Origin of the sequence: Streptomyces sp. NPDC127097 (genome assembly GCF_042724075.1) — a bacterium.
In the GTDB taxonomy this organism is placed as follows: domain Bacteria; phylum Actinomycetota; class Actinomycetes; order Streptomycetales; family Streptomycetaceae; genus Streptomyces.
Genome location: NZ_JBHXFI010000003.1, coordinates 252,782 through 270,182, shown reverse-complemented (window position 1 = coordinate 270,182; position 17,401 = coordinate 252,782). Strand labels below are relative to the sequence as shown.

Genomic DNA, 17,401 nt, shown 5'->3' with positions numbered 1-17,401 from the left:
GTGCAGGGCGCCCGCTGTCAGTCCCGGCGGGCGATCACCCGGTAGGCGTTGGAGAGACGGGTGCGCCGGGTGAGCGGCGCGAGCAGGATGTCGATCCCGAAGAGGACGAGCAGGGCGGGCGCGGCGGCCAGCAGGGACAGCCTGCGGACCCAGCGGCTGACCGGGCCGGGTCTCCTGGGCAGCCAGGGCAGGTCTTCGCCCGGCAGCACGCAGTTGAGCACGTTCACGGCCGCGGAGGTCAGATCGGTCGGGATGTGCGGCTCCCGCCGGTTGGTGGCCACCACGGTGAAGCCCTGCTCGGTCAGTGCGCCGCAGAGGTTGTCCAGGGGGATGAGGTGCAGATGCTGTGGCTGTAGCCAGGGCCCCCACCAGCGGCCGAGTAACCGGGCGGCGGTGGACTGGGGGTCGGGTACCTCGATCAGGAGATGCCCGCCGCGCCGCAGCGCCGTGTGCGCGGCGGCCAGTTCCTGCCGTGGCGCCAGGGTGTGTTCCAGGTAGTGGTACATGCTCACCACGTCGTACTGCGAAGTGAGTTGGCCCGCCAGACCGGCGAAGGAGCCCCGGTAGGCACGGCTGATCCGGCCGTTGCGTACCCCGATCTCGACGCCTTCGCCCCAGTCGAGTCCGTGGAATTCGGTACGCGGGTGGATTCTCCGGGCCTCGGCGCAGAAGTGGCCGTGGCCGGTACCCACGTCCAGCCAGCGTGCGGGCCGGCTGAACGGGAGCAGCGCCCGCGCGCGGGCCCGGTACAGCTTGACCGCGAGGGGCGAGGCGGCCATCCGCGCCATCGTTGCCTCGCCCAGGCCGTCGTAGCAGTCGCGGTAGTAGAAATCCAGCCCGTCCGCGCTGAGCCGGGGGTTCTGGAATACGTGCCCGCAGTTGCGGCACTGGTCGAGTACGAAGTTCCCCGGTTTGCGCTGGGGATGGTTGGTGGTGCGCAGCCGGCGGCGCAGGCGGGCGGAGGTGCACCAGGGGCAGGTGGCGCGCTCCGGATCGAAGAACCGGTCCAGCCCGTGCGCCAGCTCGTCCTGGTAGCGGGGTCTGTGGGCGGCGATCTGCTCGCTTCGCTTGTTCCTCACGGGGAGCCCCTTTCAGCTGTAGTCCTGGTGGCGTGGGCGTGGCTTTCGGTGTGGACGGTGAACGCGATACGCGAGGTTGGATTTCCTCGGCCGTACGGCCAGCAGACCGAGCCGGACCGGCGGCTCGGGACGGGCGGCCGGCTGACGATGTGTCACCCCGAGGGCGCACCGCGACGGGAGCGCCGGGCGGGGCAGCTGCGGCCGCCGGCCGGGGCACCGTCCGGCGCTCACGAGGCCGCCGCCGTACGGGTGCGGGTACGAGCACGGGCACGTGGTGTGGAGAACCGGCGCACACAGGGGCGCTCCACCCCTGCGTAGAGCAGCCAGGAGGCCAGCAGGACGAAGGGGAGGCCGACCAGCACCACAGCGAGATTGCTCCAGCCGTGGTCCCGCAGCCCCAGGTACAGCAGCCCCAGCACCGTGAAGTGCACGAGATACATGGCGTAGGAGAGCTCACCGAGGAACACACAGGGCCGGGAGCGCAGCAGCGAGGGCCGGTCGCGCAGATCCAGCTCCGCGGTCGCGTACACCAGCACGACGAGCGGCGCAACGGTCGAGGCCGCGTACAGGAAGCGCTGCGGCAGGAACGCGGGATTCATGACGATCGCGCTGATGACACCCAGCGCGGCCGGCAGCACGCCTATCCGCGGAAGCCGCAGACCCGACGAGGCGATCCGCGCCGCCATCATCCCGAGCAGGAACTCGGGCAGCCGGGCGACCGGCAGCATGTACAGGAACCAGTACTCGGGAAAGGAGGAGCCATCAGGGTTGACCACGAGCGCACAGAACAACGGCAATGACCAGACGACCGCGATCGCCGTGGCCGAGCCGATCAGCAGGCCACGGGGCGACAGCCGCTTGACCCTGGGCAGCAGTACGGGGAAGAGAAAGTAGAAGAACACTTCGGCGGCGAGGGACCAGGAAACCGGGTTGCCCGCGGAGACGAAAAGGTGGCTGGGGACCCAGGTGTGCACAAGAAAGAGGCTTGCCAGACCGGCCGCTATCCCGGAGCCCGTGGTGACGGCCGCCGTACCGGCACAGGCCAGCGCGGTGACCACCACACACCAGGTGAGCAGGTGATTGGGGAAAATCTTGGCGGCCCGCCGCCGCCAGAACGCGCGCGCGGTGTCGTCCGGGCGGGCGGAGTGCGTCAGCACATAGCCGCTGAGGATGAAGAAAAGCGATACCGAGCTGCCGCCCAGCCATACTTCGGGCCCGAGGGTCTCGGCGAGATGCGGATCAATCATCAGCCTGCTGTGCGTATAGAGGACCCCGACCGCGGCGGCGAAGCGCAGACCGGTCAGCGAGGGCAATCGTTTGGGGACGGCGAACGGGCTGTCCGCGGTCGGCGGTGCCGCCTCCCCGTGCTCGGCACGGGGGCTTCCCGACCTGGCGGTTGACTCGGACGACGGACCGGAAAGAGGGTGCACGAGGGGCCTCCTGCGGGGATATTTCCCGGGCCCGTGGCACCACTCATTGACGTATGGCTGCGCCGGTGGGTCGCCCGGGATCGGATGGGAAGGACTGGTCCTTGCCCCGTGCGGAGGAATGGGCGGCCCGTCGCGCGGATAGCACGATTGACCCACCGCGGCACGCCCCGTGCATAGGGTGAGTGACCCGATTTCACTCGTACGGTCCAGCATTTGGTGAGGGCGCCGGGCCGCCGCCGTACAGGTGATTCCTGCGGTCCTGTGGCCGGGCGGGTGTGGGGCGCGGCGGGGCCAGGAAGAGATACGTCCGCGCCGCGATGTCCCGCCCTCGGGCCGCAGACGGTGCCGACGGCCCCTCGATGGTGGGGCAGGAAACGACGCGACCGCATCCGGGCCGACCCCCTTGCCCGGTCCAACCCCCACCAGAGGTTCCGAGTTGAAGCACACCCGCGTACCGACGCCCCGCACCGTCCTCACCGGTGCCGCTCTGGTGGTGGCCCTGACCGCCGCCACACTCACCCTGAAGACCGCGGAGGCGGCCCCCGCCAAGGCCCCCGATCCGCCGACGGCCAGCGCCGCCGGACAGCGCGCCAAGGGCATCAGCTCCACCCTCGGTGCCGACGGCGCGGGCGCCTACTACGACGCCAAGAACCGCAGACTCATCGTCAACGTCACCACCGAGGCCGCCGCGGCCAAGGCACGTGCGGCCGGTGCCGAAGCCAGGGTCGTCAAGCACTCGCTCGCCTCGCTGGACGCCGCCCGCGCGACCCTCAAGAAACAGGCCACCATCCCCGGCACCTCCTGGGGGATGGACCCCAGGATCAACAAGGTCGTCATCAGCGCCGACCGCACGGTCCGGGGCGACAAGCTGACGCGGCTGAAGCGGGTCGTCGCCGCGCTCGGTGACCGGGCCGTCCTCAGACAGTCCACGGGCACCCTCCGGCCGCTGATCGCCGGCGGCGACGCCATCTGGGGGACCCGGGCGCGCTGCTCGCTCGGCTTCAACGTCACCAGGGGCGGGCAGCCGTACTTCCTGACCGCGGGGCACTGCACCAACGCCGTACGGAGCTGGTCGGCGACCCAGGGCGGCGAGGAGATCGCGGTGACGGAGGCCGGCACCTTCCCCGGCGACGACTACGGGATCGTGAAGTACACCGACGACGACCTCGTGCACCCCAGCCAGGTGGATCTCTACAACGACAGCATGCAGCCCATCACCCGGGCCGGCGATCCGATCGTGGGCCAGAAGGTGCAGCGCAGCGGCGGCTCCACACATGTGCATGACGGTGACGTCATCGCGCTCGAAGTGACCGCCAACTACCAGGAGGGCGCGGTCGACGGCCTGATCCAGGCGAGCATCTGCGCGGAGGCCGGGGACAGCGGCGGCTCGCTCTTCGACGGTGACACCGCGCTCGGTCTGACCTCGGGCGGCCGGGGCGACTGCACGGCCGGTGGGGTGACCTACTACCAGCCCGTGCGCGAGGCCCTCGAAAAGACCGGAGCGCAGCTCGGCTGACCCGGCCGGAACGCACGACGAAGGCCGGGGACCGCGCGCCCTGCGGTCCCCGGCGGGCCCGTGACCAGGCCACCTGTCGGGACGTCAGCGGGCAGGTGAAAGAGTGTCCCGTTGAGCGACGACGGGGCCCGGTGACGGGCCGGGGGCGAATGGGGCGGGGCAGCCATGAATGCGCAGGGGCGGGAGAAGGACGGCCGGGGGCAGGGGGGCCACGTCCTGCCGGATGACACGGTCCCGCTGCGGCCACGCCTGGGGAACCATCAGGCGACCACGCCTCGGGAGGCGTACGGCGGCGGGGCGGCGAACCCGGCGGGTGAACAGCACGCCCCGCCCCCGTTCCCGGCCGGTGAGCCGAAACCCGAGCCGCAGCGGCCGGGGAGTGGCGCCTCGGGGCTGCTGAAGTCCAGCGCCGTCATGGCGGCGGGCACCTTCGTCTCCCGCATCACCGGATTTCTCCGCACGCTCGTCATGGCCGCGGCGATCGGCGTCGGCACCCTCAACGACTCCTACCAGGTCGCCAATGTCCTGCCCACGATGATCTACATCCTGGTCGGCGGCGGTGCGCTGAACGCCGTCTTCGTGCCGCAACTCGTGCGCGCCATGAAGCAGGACGACGACGGCGGCGAGGCGTACGCCAACCGACTGATCACCCTGGTCATGGTGGTGCTGGGGAGTGTCACGGTCTTCTGTGTGCTGGCGGCGCCGCTGCTGGTGCACATGATGTCGCCGGATATCGCCGCCGACCCGCACCGGATGGCGGTCACGGTGGCCTTCGCCCGGTACTGCCTGCCCACCATGTTCTTCATGGGCGCACATGTGGTGCTCGGACAGATCCTCAATGCCCGGGGCCGGTTCGGCGCGATGATGTGGACCCCGGTGCTCAACAACGTCCTGATCATCGCCACCTTCGGCGGCTTCATCTGGGCCTTCGGCGGCTTCACCGACTCCCGCGTCAGTCCTGCCACCATCACCCCCGAAGGGGTGCGGCTCCTGGGCCTGGGCACCCTGCTGGGCCTCGCCGTCCAAGCGCTGGCGATGCTGCCGTATCTGCGCGACGCCCGGTTCAGACTCCGCCCGCGCTTCGACTTCCGCGGTCATGGCCTGGGCCGGGCCATGGGCCTGGCCAAATGGACGCTGCTCTTCGTCCTCGTCAACCAGGCCGGCCTGATCGTCGTCACACAACTCGCCACCAAGGCCGGCTCCCTCGCCGAACGGGCCGGGCACACCGGCTCCGGTATCACCGCCTACAACTACGCCCTGCTGCTCTGGCAGATGCCGCAGGCCATCATCACCGTGTCGGTGATGACCGCGGTGCTGCCCCGGATGTCCCGTGCGGTCCAGGACGGGGAGGTGTCCGCGATCCGCGAGGACATCTCCCACGGCCTGCGGACCTCCGCCGTCGCCATCGTGCCCTGCGCGTTCGCCTTCCTGGCGCTGGGTGTGCCGATGGCCACGCTGCTCTACGCCGGCTCCGACGCCGAGGGCGCCCGGGGCATCGGCTATGTCCTCATGGCCTTCGGCCCGGGGCTCATTCCCTACTCGGTGCAGTACGTCGTGCTGCGCGGCTTCTACGCCTACGAGGACACCAAGACCCCGTTCTACAACACCGTCATCGTCGCCGCGGTGAACGCCGCCGCTTCCGGGGCGTGCTTCGTCGTCCTCCCGGCGCGCTGGGCCGTCGCGGGAATGGCCGCCTCCTACGGTCTGGCCTACGCGGTCGGGGTCGGCACCGCCTGGCGCCGGCTGCGCAAGCGGCTGGGCGGCGATCTGGACGGCTCTCGTGTGCTGCGTACCTATGCCCGGCTGAGTGCCGCGGCGATCCCCGCGGCGCTCGCCGGCGGCGGGGTGGCCTACGCGCTCACCCTGGCCGTCGGCAGCGGCGCCCTGGGCTCACTCGTGACGCTGCTGGCCGGCGGGTGTGTCCTGCTCGGTGTCTTCGTGCTCCTCGCGCACTGGATGCGGGTGGCGGAGCTCAATGCCATGGTCGGCATGGTCCGGGGGCGCCTCGGCCGCTGAACCGGGGGCCGGCGGGGCGGCCGCCGGGCTTCCGCCGTCAGTCGGCGAAGCGGCGGACGTAGCGCTTCTGCCAGGGGGTTTCGACGGCCCGGGGGTCGTAGTTCCGGCGAACGAAGTCCACTGCCTCGCCTGCCGGAACGCCGTCCAGCACAGCGAGACAGGCCAGCGCCGTCCCGGTCCGGCCACGGCCCCCGCCGCAGGCGACCTCGACACGTTCGGTGCCGGCCCGCGCCCAGGCCGCACGGAGCGCGGCTTGGGCCTCGGGGTGACTGCTGGGCAGCCGGAAGTCGGGCCAGCGCAGCCACTGGGATTCCCAGGGGACCTCGGGTGGCTGCTTGCCGAGGAGATAGACGGCGAAGTCCGGCGCCGGGCCGTCCGGCAGCGGCCGGCGGAGGCCCCGGCCTCGGATCAGACGCCCGGAAGGGAGCTCCAGGACTCCGGGGTCGGCGGCGTTCCAGGTAGCGGTCATCCGGACACCGTATCGGGGCAGCCGATCAAGGAGGGGGCATTCAGCGGTAGTTGGCGCCGGTCGCTCGGGGCGGCAGTCGGTGGGCCGGTGCGCACTCGGTGTGTCAGGACCGGGGCGAGTCGAGGGCAGCGCCGGTGGTTTTGCGGCGCCTTCGGTACGCGCTCTGCCATTTGAGTGAGGGGGCGTCAAGGCGCTTGCAGCTGTGCTCATCCCAATGGATAACTGGTCATATTCCAAACCGGTGGGCTGCCCATTCCTCTCGGGGGAGTGGCAACTCGCCTGCCCTTACTCCCGATTGAGAGTGCAGGCGGCGATGCGGCCCTGGCATCCGCGGCAGGCGCCCTCCCACGCTTGAGGAAGTGCATCCACCACTCGGTGCCCCGTCGCGGGCACCGACTGGTGCGGTAGCTCACGTCACCTCTTTCTGTGGGCGTCATGCGAACTGTCCGCACGTTGCGATCCCTCCTCGGGATCTGTGCGCTGACCCTGGGACTGACCGTGGCGATGGCCGCGGCTCCGACCAAGGCACACGCCCAGGTTCCGGTCCTGTGCAGCGAGACCTCGCTGGTGAACGCGATCAACTCGGCCAACGCGGCCGACGGGGAAACCCTGGCCCTCTTTCCGTTCTGCACCTACCAGCTCACCAGCGCTCACGGGACCTCGCCCCACGGGGCGGTGGGACTGCCGCCGATCACCACCCCGATCACCCTGCTGGGTATGGGAGTCACCATCACCCGCGCTCCTGGCGCGCCGGCCTTCCGGATTCTTCAGGTGGAGGGTGCCGCGAACGTGCCGGGCACCAAGGGCCAGTTGAGCGCGGTGGGTCTCACACCATCCGCGGGTGGCAGCGCGGTCTCTCCGTATCCGGGAGGCGGCCTCTCGAACCTGGGTGGCACGGTCTCGATGCTCTCCAGTGCCGTCACCGGCAACTCCGCCATCGCCGGGGGCGGCATCTACAACGACAACGGCAGCATCACGCTGACCACCAGCTCCGTCACTGGTAACGAAGCCACCTCCAGCGGGGGCGGCATCTACGTCAACTCGGGCGGGGTGACATTGCTGGGCACGTCGGTGCGCGACAACACCCCGGACAACTGTGCTCCGTCAGGCAGCGTCATGGGCTGCACCTGACGGTCCCGGCCGAGGTCTCGGCCGACTGCTCCACCACGTAACACCTCGACCGACGACGGCGCGCGCGGCCATCCGGTTCCGGTTCAGCACCCCCTCTCACACATCTCGTCAAAGGAGCATCACCATGCCCATCTCCCCCAACCAGGGATCGACCGGCGGCGGCACCACGGTCGTCATCACCGGCACCAACCTCGGTGGCGCCACGGCCGTGAAGTTCGGCACGAAGAACGCCACCATCACCGCCAACACCGCCACCTCGGTCACCGTGACATCGCCCTCCGGCACGGGCACCGTACCGGTGACGGTGACCACCCCCGGCGGTACCAGCAACCCGCTTCAGTTCTTCTACGTCAGCGCGCCGTTCAAGTCCAGCATTTCCCCGGTGACCGGCGTCACCGGGGGCGGCAACACCGTCACCATCAATGGCACCGGTCTCAGCACCGCCACCGCGGTCAACTTCGGCACCAACGCCGCGACTCCGACCGTGGTGAACGACAGCCAGCTGACCGTCACCGTACCGGCGGGGACGGCGCCCGGGCCGGTAAGCGTCTCGGTGACCACTGCGGGCGGCACCAACAACGGTCTGTCGTACACCTACGTCGACGCGCCCACGATCGGCACGCTGAACCCCACTTCCGGCCCGGCGTCCGGCGGTACCGCGGTGACCATCACGGGCACCAACCTCGCCACCACTCAGTCGGTAGCCTTCGGCGCCACGCTCGCACCGTTCTCCGTCATCAGTGACACCAGCGTCTCCGTCGTCACCCCGCCCACGCCTGACGGAGCTCCCGGTACCGCTGATGTCACCCTGACCACCAGCGGCGGCAGCGCCTTCGCTGCTGGCGCCTTCACCTACCTCGCCGGGCCCGGCATCTGACCGGACCGCGAGCCCCGACGGCCTGGTTCGTGTGATCAGGCGCGCGGACAACCTGCCCGGACAGGGGGCGCCCCTCCCTGCCCGGGCTCTACCCCACTTCCCTTGATGAGCCTCGGCCCGGTGCCTCTCCACGGGGCCGGCCGGGGCTCACGCCCACGAAGGACCATGGCCGTGAATCCCTCCGCACACTCGCCCACCTCCTCCGCCGCGCCGTCCCTGGCGGCCTCGCCCACCGTCACATCCGTCTCTCCCACGTCCGGTTCGACCGCGGGTGGCACGGCGGTGACGGTGACCGGCACCGGCTTCACCGGAGCCACCGCCGTCCGCTTCGGCGCCACCCACGCGGCGTCCTTCACCGTCAACTCCGACACCCAGATCACCGCCTTCAGCCCGGTCGGCAGCGGAACGGTGCAGGTCACCGTGACCACCCCCAGCGGCACCAGCAACCAGTTCGTCACCTACACCTATGTCACCGCGCCCGTGCCGAGCCTCACTTCGGTGAGTCCCAACTCCGGTCCGGCGTCGGGTGGGACGGTGGTGACGTTGTCGGGTTCGGGGTTTTCGGGTGCGACGGCGGTGCGGTTCGGTGGTGTGTCGGCGTCGTTCACGGTGAATTCGAGTGCGCAGATCACGGCGACGGCGCCGGCGGGTTCGGGGACTGTCGCGGTGACGGTGACGACGCCTGGGGGGACGAGTAATGGGGTGTCGTTCACCTACGTTTCCGCGTCCGTGCCGGTCCTGACCTCGGTCAGCCCCAACTCCGGCCCGGCCGCGGGCGGCACGACGGTCACCCTCACCGGCACCGGCCTGGCCACCACCACCGCGGTGCGGTTCGGGGCCACACCGGCAACCTCCTTCACCGTCGTCTCCGACACCCACGTCACCGCCGTCGCCCCGCCCGGGACCGGCACCGTACAGATCACCGTCACGACCCCCGGGGGCACCAGCAACGGCCTCTCCTACACCTACTCCGGCGCCCCCACGCTGAGCAGCATCAGTCCCCACCAGGGGAGCACCTCGGGCGGGAACACCGTCACCCTCACCGGCACCAACCTCACCGGCGCCACCTCGGTCACCTTCGGCGGCGCCCCGGCGACCTCCGTGACGGTGCTCTCCCCGACCCAGATCACCGCCGTGGTTCCGGCCGCCACCGCCGGACCGGTCGATGTCACCGTCACCACCCCCGGCGGCACCAGCACCCTCCCGAAGTCCTACTTCTACGTCAGCCCCCCGGTGCTCGCCGCCGTCATCCCGCTCTCCGGCCCGCTCTCGGGCGGCAACACCGTCACCCTCACCGGTACCAACCTCATCGAGGCCACCGCGGTGCGCTTCGGGGCCACACCGGCGACGTCCTTCACCGTCGTCTCCGACACCCAGATCACCGCCGTGGTCCCGGCGGGAGCCGCCGGTCCGTCGAATGTCACCGTCACCACTGTGGGCGGGACCAGCAACCCGGTCTCCTACACCTACCTGGCGGCGCCCAGCATCACGACGCTGGTGCCGAACCAGGGGTCCACCTCCGGTGGCAGCACCGCCACCCTCACCGGCAGCAACTTCGCCCAGACGACCACGGTGCTCGTCGGCGGCGCGCCCACCGGCTTCACCGTCGTCTCCGACACCCATCTCGTCGCCGACATCCCCGCCGGCGCCGCCGGCCCGGTCAATGTCACCGTCACCACCCCCGGCGGCACCAGCGCACCGGCGGTCTACACCCGAGTCGCGGCCCCCAATATCTGATATGCCGCAACGCCTGACGGCCCGTCTCCCGCGGGCTGTCAGGCGCGGAGGGGCAGCGGTGCGTTCTCTCGCCGCTCGCTGTTGTCCGTCCACCCGGAGGACAAAAAACAAAGGCAAGGAGGTAATCCACTCCTTGCCACTCTTAATGTATAGCGCATGGGGGGCCTTGCGGCAAGGCCCCCGTGGTGCGTCAGAATCTGCGCTCGAAGCCAGAACCCGCGGAAATCGGGGATTCCCCAAGTGCGTGTGCCTTGGGGAATCCCGGATGGCCCGGAGCGGCTGGCCGGAATTCCTTCTCGGTGAACGGGCGTTTTTGATGAGTGACGTGATCGTGGTCGGCGGCGGACCGACCGGCTTGATGCTGGCCGGCGAGTTGCGGCTGCACGGGGTGCGGGTGGTCGTGCTGGAGAAGTTGGCCGAGCCGACCGAGCAGTCCCGCGGGCGCGGCCTGCATGCGCGCAGCGTCGAGCTGATGGACCAGCGCGGCCTGCTGGACCGGTTCCTCGCGGTCAGTGAGAAGTTCCAGGTCGGCGGCCTCTTCGGCGGCATCATGAAGCCGTGGCCGGAGCGGCTGGACACGGCGCACCCGTACGGCCTGGCCACCCCGCAGGCGGTCACCGAGCGGCTGCTCAACGAGCGTGCCGTCGAACTCGGTGCCGAGATCCGGCGCGGCTGCGAAGTGGTGGGGCTGAGCCAGGACGAGGACGGGGTGACCGTCGAGCTGGCGGACGGTACGCAGCTGCGTACGCGGTATCTCGTCGGGTGTGACGGCGGCCGCAGTGCGGTGCGCAAGCTGCTCGGCATCGGCTTCCCCGGCGAGCCCGCCAAGGTCGAGACGATGCTGGGCGACATGGAAGCGGCCGAGGATCCGGCGACGATCGCCGCCGTCGTCGAGGAAGTCCGCAAGACCCAGCTGCGGTTCGGCGCCGTTCCCGACGTGGACGGGAAAGCCGGGGTGTACCGCATCATCGTGCCCGCCGACGGTGTGGCCGAGGACCGTACGGCCGCGCCGACCCTGGAGGAGTTCCAGCGGCAGCTGCGGGCCGTCGCGGGGACCGATTTCGGGGTGCACTCGCCGCGCTGGCTGTCCCGGTTCGGCGATGCCACCCGGCAGGCCGAGCGCTACCGGGCCGGCCGGGCGCTGCTGGCCGGCGATGCGGCGCACATCCACCCGCCGACCGGTGGGCAGGGGCTCAACCTCGGTGTGCAGGACGCCTTCAACCTCGGCTGGAAGCTGGCCGCCGCGGTCAACGGCTGGGCGCCGGAGGGGCTGCTGGACAGCTATCACGCCGAACGGCACCCGGTGGGCGCCGCCGTGCTGGACAACACCCGCGCGCAGATCACGCTGCTGGGGACCGACCCGGGGGCGACCGCGCTGCGGGAGCTCTTCGCGAAGCTGATGGACTTCGAGGAGGTGAACCGGTATGTGACCGAGATGATCACCGCGGTCGGCGTCCGCTACGACTTCGGCGAGGGCCATGACCTGCTCGGCAGGCGGATGCGGGACCTGGCGCTGAAGCGAGGGCGCCTCTACGAGCTGATGCACGACGGCCGCGGACTGCTGCTCGACCAGAGCGGCCGGCTCTCGGTGACGGGCTGGGCGGATCGCGTCGACCACGTCGTCGACAGCAGCGAGGAACTGGACGTGCCCGCGGTCCTGCTGCGGCCGGACGGGCATGTGGCGTGGGCCGGTGAGGACCAGCAGGAGCTGCTCGGCGAGCTGCCCAAGTGGTTCGGCGCGCCGGTCCACTGAGCGCGCGGTCCGGCCCGGCCCGGTCAGGCCCACCGCCGGCGGCGGCGCCCGAACCGGAATTCCCTCACCCGTAGCCCCCCTCGTCGCCGATATCGATCGCGGAAAGCGCGGCGGGCGGGCGGCGGACTCTCTCCCCTGAGCGTTTGCTGCGGGGCCGCAAAGGCGGCTCCGCAGCGGGCGACGCTTAACGCTCTTTCTTGAGCGGATCATCCCTCATTCGCAGAACGGCTGGTCTTCTACTCGGCCGTTCCGGACCGTTCCCCACATACTCGGGCCACGACGGCCGGGGCCAGCACGGAGAGGCGGGGGAACGATGCTGGTGAACAACTTCAGCACCGAGATGGTGGCTGCGCAGGACAGATTCGAGCTGTGGGAGGAATTCGCCGTTCACTCACATATGCGCAACTGGATCCGCAGCGACCACGAAGACGACTTCCGTGCGACGATGCGGGTGCTGGACATGGGGGACACCCAGATATCCACGATGACCTTCCCGAGCCTGGAGGTCGTGCGGACTCCGAAGCTCATACGGCAGCAGAGCGACCAGGAATTCTATCAAGTCAATTGTGTCCTCAGCGGTACCGGTGACGTTTCCCAGGGCGAGCGGAATATGTCCCTCCGGCAGGGGCAGCTGGTACTCGTGGACAGCGGACTGCCGTTTCGTGGGCGGTTGTACGGCGGGGCGGAGAACTACGCCGCGATGATCATTCAGCTGCCCCGGGAACTGCTGCCACTGCCATGGAAAACCGTCCAGCGGGTGGCCGCTCGCCCGATATGCGGCTGCCAGGGAATGAGCGGGGTGCTCTGGCGCTGGCTCGCCGAAGTCCACACCCGGGCCGATGAGTTCACTCCCGCCGATATCGCCACCCTGCGTTCGGTCACCGCCGATCTCCTCGCCGCGGCACTCGGCGGCTTCCTGGACGCCGAGGACACGATGACCCCGGAATCCCGGCGACGTGCCTTACAGGTGCGGATCCGCGACTTCATCCGCCGGAACCTCGGCGACCCCTCCTTGTCCCCGGCCACGATCGCCGCCGTCCACGGGATATCGGTCCGCTACGTACACCAGCTGTTCGCCGAGGAAGGCACCACCGCCGCGGCCTGGATACGAGGACGCCGCCTGGAACGCTGCCGCCGCGACCTCGCCACCCCCCACCTCCGGCTGCGCCCCATCCACGCCATCGCCGCCCGGTGGGGCTTCATCGATCCCGCGCACTTCAGCCGAGCCTTCCGCGCGGCCTACGGCATGCCGCCCCGCGACTACCGGGAACACGCCCTCCGCGGCGCCGTGCGCGAATCGACAAGCGCTCCGCACGGATAGTCAACGCGATCCGCCGCTCTTCTCGGCATCGTCATGTCCGGGCACCGACGCAGGACGTCCGAATCCGTCAGCCGGGCGCACCAAAGCCGGTCCCGCACACCCTTCATGCACCACGACGCGGAGTCGTGGGCCGAGCAGAACTTGGAGCATTCATGTTCGCAAGGATGGAGACACTGGGGAGCAGACTCCTCGAACGCATCGTGCCGAAGGTGGCAGCCGAGGCATCCAGCACCTCGTGCGACTACCAGTACCTGTGCGTACGGGGCACCAGCGGATGTAACGCGACCGGCCACACGTGGTGGAAGTACCGGCTGGCGTGCTCGGACGGTACCAACGGTGACTGGATCTTCGGGTACTGCGACAACTGCACGCCCGGCGACTGGAACTGACCGACCACGCGCCGTTTTCCTGGGGCCGGCCGCCGGGCCGGTCCCAGGAACTCCCGCTCCCGGAGGGACGTCATGGTCTACCTGATGACCGGTCTGAAGTGCCTGGTCGGTGTGGTCTTTTTGCTCGCACTGTGCGGGAAGACGGTGGTCCGCGGTGGGTTCGGCGGCTTCGAACGGTCACTGCGCGAACTGCGGGCGGTGCCCCGGGCGTATCTGCGGCCGGTCGCGGTGCTCGTCGTCGCCGGTGAAGCGGGCGTGGTACTGGCCCTGGCGGTACCCGGCCGGGTGACGGCGGTGGCGGGCTTCGGGCTGGCCACCACCCTGCTGCTGGTCTTCACCGCCGGTATCGCGCGCGGGCTGCGCCGCGGTGCCCGGACTGCCTGCCGCTGCTTCGGCGCCTCCACGACGCCGCTGGGGCCGCACCACCTCCTGCGCAATCTGCTGCTCGCCGTGCTCGCCGTCCTGGGCGCGACCACCACGGCCGTCGCCGCGCCGGACGGCCACCCGGCAGGGGTATTGGTGGCGGCAGCGGCCGGCCTCGTCCTCGGTGCGCTTGTGGCCGCCCTCGACGAACTGCTCGCCCTGTTCCAGCCGATGACGCCACTACGACGATGAATCCGGAGCCGTGATGCCCTTCCTGACCGCCGCGGTCGTACTCGTCGGAGCGCTCGGTGCGCTCAACCTGGTCCTCGTCCTGGGGGTGGTCAAACGGCTGCGTGAACACAGCGCGTTGCTGGCCGGCCGCCGGGGCGCCCCGTCCGCCGACATCGAAGTCGGCACGCCGATCGCCGAGTTCGAGACCGTGACCGAGGCCGGTGAGCCCCTGACCCGGGCGTCACTGACCGAGGATCTGCTGGTGGCGTTTCTCTCGCCCGGCTGCGCCCCCTGCGTCGAAAAGCTGCCGGGGTTCGTGGCCCACGCGCGCTCGCTGCCCGGCGGGCGCCGCCGTGTCCTGGCCGTCGTCGTCGGTGAGCCGGGGGAGGCCGCCGCGTTCGCCGCACCGCTCGGCCCGGTCGCCCAAGTGGTGGTCGAGGAGCCCAACGGCGCGCTGAGCAGAGCCTTCGGCGTGCACGCGTACCCCACGCTGCTGCGGACCGGCCCCGACGCCGAGGGCCGCCCGGTGGTCACCTCCAACGCCGTGGACCTGACGCGCCCGACGGCGATGGCCGTATGAAGTCCCTACCGAAGCCCGCGGCGCCCGGTCCCGTACCGGACACACCCCCGCAGTCCGCACCGGACGAGGCCGCTCCGCTCCGTCTGGCCCGGTCGGCCTGCACCCTGGTCGCGGCGGCGGCGCCCGTCCTGCTCACCGGCTACGCCGTCCTCACCCTGGCCGCCGGTGTGCTGCCGGTGGCGACGGCATGGCTGACCAAGCTCGTCCTGGACGCGTTGGCCGAGGCCGCGCCGCTCTCGCAGGTCCTCCGGCCCGCGGCGGGGCTCGCGGCGGCCGGGGTCGCCCTGGTGCTGACGGGCGAGGCCGCCCAGTACCTGCGGGCACAGCTGGGCAGGGAAGTCGCCGTCACCGCGCAGGAACGCCTCTACCGGGCGGTGGACGGCCTCGTCGGTCTGCGCCGTCTCGAAGACCCCGCGTTCCTGGACCGGCTGCGGCTCGCCCAGCAGTCCGGCGGGGCCTCACCGGGCCAGGTGCTCGACGCGGTGCTCACCGTCACCGGCTCCGTCCTCACCGTCACCGGCTTCCTCGGTTCGCTGTTCGTCCTCAGCCCGCTGATGACACTCCTGGTCGCGGCCGCCGCGGTGCCGGTGCTGGCCGCCGAGCTGTGGCTGTCGCGGCTGCGGGCCCGCCTGGCGTGGGACCTGGGCCCCGTGGAGCGCCGCGAGTTCTTCTACAGCACGCTGCTGTCGCGGATGGAAGCGGCGAAAGAGGTACGGCTGTTCGGCACCGGCGCCTTTCTGCGCGGACGTATGGTCGCCGACCGGCGGGCCGTGAACACGGCACGCCGCGGCCTCGACCTGCGGGAGGCACGGGTACAGACCGCACTGGGACTGCTCGCGGCACTGGTCTCCGGGGGCGGCTTGCTCTGGGCGGTGGCGGCGGCCAGAGCAGGCCGGCTCTCCGTCGGCGATGTCACGGTCTTCGTCGCCGCCATCGTCGGGGTGCAGGGCGCGCTCGCCTCGCTCGCCACCGCCTTCGCCCGGACCCATCAGGCACTGCTGCTGTTCGGCCACTACACCGCCGTGGTCGAGGCCGGCCCGGACCTGCCCGTACCCCGGGAACCCCGGACGCTCCCCGCACTACGGCACGGCATCGAGCTCAAAGACGTATGGTTCCGCTACTCGGACGACCACCCCTGGGTGCTTCGCGGCATCGACCTGTTCCTCCCGCACGGCACCTCGCTCGCCCTCGTCGGCCTCAACGGCGCCGGAAAATCGACCCTGATCAAGCTGCTGTGCCGCTTCTACGATCCGACGCGGGGAGCCGTGCTGTGGGACGGCGTCGACCTCCGCGACACCGATCCGGCCGAACTCCGCAGCCGCCTCGGCGCGGTGTTCCAGGACTACATGAACTACGACATGACCGCGACCGAGAACATCGCGCTCGGCGACATCGCCGCGCGGCCCGACCACGCGCGGGTCGCCGCGGCGGCGGCCCGCGCGGGGATCGCCCCCCAACTGGCCGCCCTGCCCCACGGATACGACACCCTGCTGTCCCGCATCTTCTTCGCCGGAACGGACCGGGACGACCCCGAAACCGGCGTCGTCCTCTCCGGAGGCCAGTGGCAACGGCTCGCCCTGGCCCGTGCCTTCCTGCGGGACCGCCGGGACCTGATGATCCTGGACGAACCCTCGTCGGGCCTGGACGCCGAGGCCGAGACCGAGATCCACTCCTCGCTGAAGCACCACCGCAGCGGACGCACCAGCCTGTTGATCTCGCACCGGCTGGGCGCGGTGCGGGAAGCGGACGCGATCGCCGTGCTGCGCGAGGGCCGCGTCGCGGAGCTCGGCAGCCATGACGCGCTGATGGCGGCAGGCGGAGAGTACGCCCGGCTGTTCGCGCTCCAGGCCGCCGGCTACCGCGACACCGCGCCGGCCCATGACGGACGGCAGTCATGAGGCCCGCGACGGCCGCCGCCCTGCTCGGCCTCGCCGGACTGGTGCCCACGACCGCCGTCCTCCTGAGCCACCGCCTTGCGGTCGTGACCGTACGGGGCGTGAGCATGGCCCCCGCCTACCTGGACGGCGACCGGGTGCTCGTCCGCCGCACCACCCGCCTCACCCGCGGTCAGGTCCTCGTCGTGGAACGGCCCGCCCTCCGCACCCGGTGGCCGAGCGGACCGTTGCCCGCCACCGCCGGAGCCAGGACGGTGGGCCGGCGCCAGTGGCTGATCAAGCGGGTGGCGGCCCTCCCCGGTGACCCGGTGCCGGCGGCCATGCTGTCCACGTCGTTCCTCGAACTCCCCGGGCCGCCCCGGGTACCGGACGGCAGCCTGGTGCTGCTCGGCGACAACCCCCACCACAGCGTGGATTCACGGCACTTCGGGTTCTACCCCGCCGAGCGTGTACTGGGGACGGTGGTCCGGCAGCTGCGGCAGGCAACGGGCCCGGCGGGCGGATGAGGCTTCCGGCAGCACCCCTTGTCCAGCGCCGCCGCCTTCCCCGTCAGCTCGTGCCCGTTAGAGCGCGTTCGAGCAGGACCTCTGCCGCCGCTCGCGCGTCCCGGCCGT

The 17,401-nt window shown here is 70.8% G+C and carries 15 protein-coding genes; 12 read left to right on the top strand and 3 right to left on the bottom strand.

All coding sequences use genetic code 11. The annotated features are described in order from the left end of the window. Positions 1–17: 17 nt before the first annotated feature. Both ACFWJW_RS04935 and ACFWJW_RS04930 read right to left on the bottom strand, forming a co-directional pair. Positions 18–1,079, bottom strand: a complete 1,062-nt coding sequence (locus ACFWJW_RS04935; protein ID WP_387234955.1) for a class I SAM-dependent methyltransferase — start codon at positions 1,077–1,079, stop codon at positions 18–20. A gap of 227 nt (positions 1,080–1,306) precedes the next feature. Then, positions 1,307–2,509, bottom strand: coding sequence for an acyltransferase family protein (locus ACFWJW_RS04930; protein WP_387234952.1), 1,203 nt, complete (start codon positions 2,507–2,509; stop codon positions 1,307–1,309). A gap of 436 nt (positions 2,510–2,945) precedes the next feature. Between ACFWJW_RS04930 and ACFWJW_RS04925 the strand changes: the two genes are divergently transcribed. Both ACFWJW_RS04925 and murJ read left to right on the top strand, forming a co-directional pair. Then, on the top strand, positions 2,946–4,025 hold the full coding sequence (locus tag ACFWJW_RS04925) for a S1 family peptidase (RefSeq protein ID WP_387234949.1): 1,080 nt from the start codon (positions 2,946–2,948) through the stop codon (positions 4,023–4,025). Between the two features lie 165 nt (positions 4,026–4,190). Continuing rightward, positions 4,191–6,041, top strand: coding sequence for a murein biosynthesis integral membrane protein MurJ (murJ, locus tag ACFWJW_RS04920; protein WP_387234946.1), 1,851 nt, complete (start codon positions 4,191–4,193; stop codon positions 6,039–6,041). Between the two features lie 37 nt (positions 6,042–6,078). Here murJ and ACFWJW_RS04915 read toward each other — a convergent pair whose 3' ends face one another. Continuing rightward, a complete protein-coding gene (locus ACFWJW_RS04915; protein ID WP_387234943.1) occupies positions 6,079–6,510 on the bottom strand; it encodes a protein-tyrosine phosphatase family protein in 432 nt (143 codons plus the stop codon). A gap of 435 nt (positions 6,511–6,945) precedes the next feature. Here ACFWJW_RS04915 and ACFWJW_RS04910 point away from each other — a divergent pair, with 435 nt between their 5' ends. From ACFWJW_RS04910 to ACFWJW_RS04865, 10 genes are all read left to right on the top strand, one after another. Further along, the gene (locus ACFWJW_RS04910; RefSeq protein ID WP_387234940.1) at positions 6,946–7,641 is read left to right on the top strand and encodes a hypothetical protein; all 696 of its coding nucleotides are present in this window, start codon (positions 6,946–6,948) and stop codon (positions 7,639–7,641) included. A 124-nt stretch (positions 7,642–7,765) separates the two neighbouring features. Further along, positions 7,766–8,518: an IPT/TIG domain-containing protein gene (locus ACFWJW_RS04905; RefSeq protein WP_387234937.1), complete on the top strand. Its 753-nt coding sequence runs from the start codon at positions 7,766–7,768 to the stop codon at positions 8,516–8,518. Positions 8,519–8,683: 165 nt separating this feature from the next. Further along, positions 8,684–10,255: a beta strand repeat-containing protein gene (locus tag ACFWJW_RS04900; protein ID WP_387234934.1), complete on the top strand. Its 1,572-nt coding sequence runs from the start codon at positions 8,684–8,686 to the stop codon at positions 10,253–10,255. A 316-nt stretch (positions 10,256–10,571) separates the two neighbouring features. After that, entirely contained in the window at positions 10,572–12,008 is a 1,437-nt protein-coding gene (gene rox, locus ACFWJW_RS04895) for a rifampin monooxygenase (RefSeq protein WP_387234931.1), read from the top strand. Positions 12,009–12,321: 313 nt separating this feature from the next. Continuing rightward, a complete protein-coding gene (locus ACFWJW_RS04890) occupies positions 12,322–13,329 on the top strand; it encodes a helix-turn-helix domain-containing protein (protein ID WP_387234928.1) in 1,008 nt (335 codons plus the stop codon). A gap of 164 nt (positions 13,330–13,493) precedes the next feature. Next, positions 13,494–13,718 (top strand): hypothetical protein, encoded by a 225-nt coding sequence (locus ACFWJW_RS04885; RefSeq protein ID WP_387234925.1) that lies wholly within the window; start codon positions 13,494–13,496, stop codon positions 13,716–13,718. An 84-nt stretch (positions 13,719–13,802) separates the two neighbouring features. After that, positions 13,803–14,333: a MauE/DoxX family redox-associated membrane protein gene (locus tag ACFWJW_RS04880; protein ID WP_387234922.1), complete on the top strand. Its 531-nt coding sequence runs from the start codon at positions 13,803–13,805 to the stop codon at positions 14,331–14,333. A 13-nt stretch (positions 14,334–14,346) separates the two neighbouring features. Next, the gene (locus ACFWJW_RS04875; RefSeq protein WP_387234919.1) at positions 14,347–14,892 is read left to right on the top strand and encodes a TlpA disulfide reductase family protein; all 546 of its coding nucleotides are present in this window, start codon (positions 14,347–14,349) and stop codon (positions 14,890–14,892) included. Beyond that, positions 14,889–16,790, top strand: a complete 1,902-nt coding sequence (locus tag ACFWJW_RS04870) for an ABC transporter ATP-binding protein (protein WP_387234916.1) — start codon at positions 14,889–14,891, stop codon at positions 16,788–16,790. The genes ACFWJW_RS04875 and ACFWJW_RS04870 overlap by 4 nt, the downstream gene beginning before the upstream one ends. Beyond that, positions 16,787–17,293 carry a S26 family signal peptidase gene (locus ACFWJW_RS04865; RefSeq protein WP_387234913.1) on the top strand — a complete coding sequence of 169 codons (507 nt, stop codon included), beginning with the start codon at positions 16,787–16,789 and terminating at the stop codon, positions 17,291–17,293. Before ACFWJW_RS04870 ends, ACFWJW_RS04865 begins: the two co-directional genes overlap by 4 nt. The last annotated feature ends 108 nt before the right edge of the window (positions 17,294–17,401 follow it).

What these genes read in the sequence shown, in the direction of transcription:
- murJ (WP_387234946.1), top strand. Translation starts at nt 4,191, where the DNA reads ATGAATGCGCAGGGGCGGGAGAAGGACGGCCGGGGGCAGGGGGGCCAC.
- ACFWJW_RS04915 (WP_387234943.1), bottom strand. Translation starts at nt 6,510, where the DNA reads ATGACCGCTACCTGGAACGCCGCCGACCCCGGAGTCCTGGAGCTCCCT.
- ACFWJW_RS04910 (WP_387234940.1), top strand. Translation starts at nt 6,946, where the DNA reads ATGCGAACTGTCCGCACGTTGCGATCCCTCCTCGGGATCTGTGCGCTG.
- ACFWJW_RS04905 (WP_387234937.1), top strand. Translation starts at nt 7,766, where the DNA reads ATGCCCATCTCCCCCAACCAGGGATCGACCGGCGGCGGCACCACGGTC.
- ACFWJW_RS04900 (WP_387234934.1), top strand. Translation starts at nt 8,684, where the DNA reads ATGGCCGTGAATCCCTCCGCACACTCGCCCACCTCCTCCGCCGCGCCG.
- rox (WP_387234931.1), top strand. Translation starts at nt 10,572, where the DNA reads ATGAGTGACGTGATCGTGGTCGGCGGCGGACCGACCGGCTTGATGCTG.
- ACFWJW_RS04890 (WP_387234928.1), top strand. Translation starts at nt 12,322, where the DNA reads ATGCTGGTGAACAACTTCAGCACCGAGATGGTGGCTGCGCAGGACAGA.
- ACFWJW_RS04885 (WP_387234925.1), top strand. Translation starts at nt 13,494, where the DNA reads ATGGAGACACTGGGGAGCAGACTCCTCGAACGCATCGTGCCGAAGGTG.
- ACFWJW_RS04880 (WP_387234922.1), top strand. Translation starts at nt 13,803, where the DNA reads ATGACCGGTCTGAAGTGCCTGGTCGGTGTGGTCTTTTTGCTCGCACTG.
- ACFWJW_RS04875 (WP_387234919.1), top strand. Translation starts at nt 14,347, where the DNA reads ATGCCCTTCCTGACCGCCGCGGTCGTACTCGTCGGAGCGCTCGGTGCG.
- ACFWJW_RS04870 (WP_387234916.1), top strand. Translation starts at nt 14,889, where the DNA reads ATGAAGTCCCTACCGAAGCCCGCGGCGCCCGGTCCCGTACCGGACACA.
- ACFWJW_RS04865 (WP_387234913.1), top strand. Translation starts at nt 16,787, where the DNA reads ATGAGGCCCGCGACGGCCGCCGCCCTGCTCGGCCTCGCCGGACTGGTG.